Below are 524 nucleotides of genomic sequence, written 5' to 3'. Positions count from 1 at the left end.
GCGACGCGCTGCCAGCGCGTGGGCAGCGTCGCGTCGACCTCGCCGGTCGCGGCGTGCGCGCGGCAGCCGCCGCGCTCGATCGACGCGTCGGTGCGCACGTTCCAGCCGAGCGTATCGAGATCGTCCTGCAGATAGGCTTCGACGACGGGCAGGTCGGCCGGATTCACCGCGAGATGCGGCGCGCCGGACAGCGCGGGTTCGGCCGCGAGCACGTCGCGCACGGCCGCGACGAGCGCGGCGGGGTCGTGCTTCACGTGCTGGCGCACGACCTGTTGCGCGATGTCGAGCGCGAGCTGCGCGATGTCGGCGGCCAGATCGTGCTCGACGCTCGACACGGCCTCGCGGAACGACGCGGCGAGCGCCGCGAGCTGCGCGGCCTGTTCGCGCGCGTCGGCCTGGCCGGCTTCGAACCCCTGTGCGCGGCCCTGCTCGAAACCGGCCTGGTAGCCGAGCGCCTGGCCTTCGACATGGCCGGCCGCATGGCCTTCGGCGTGCGCGGCGTCGCGCACGCGCTGCAGGTCCTC

1 protein-coding gene is annotated in these 524 nt (G+C 74.8%); it reads right to left on the bottom strand.

Features of this window, described 5'->3' with window-relative positions:
- Nucleotides 1–524, bottom strand: a 524-nt coding sequence (fliH, locus tag DPV74_RS41795; protein ID WP_119339306.1) for a flagellar assembly protein FliH, incomplete at both ends; no start/stop codon positions are given.

Origin of the sequence: Burkholderia sp. HAN2018, from assembly GCF_024704855.1 — a bacterium.
Classification (GTDB): Bacteria; Pseudomonadota; Gammaproteobacteria; order Burkholderiales; family Burkholderiaceae; genus Burkholderia; species Burkholderia cepacia.
Note: the sequence above shows the minus strand (reverse complement) of the source record. Positions and strands in the feature narration are given on the sequence as shown.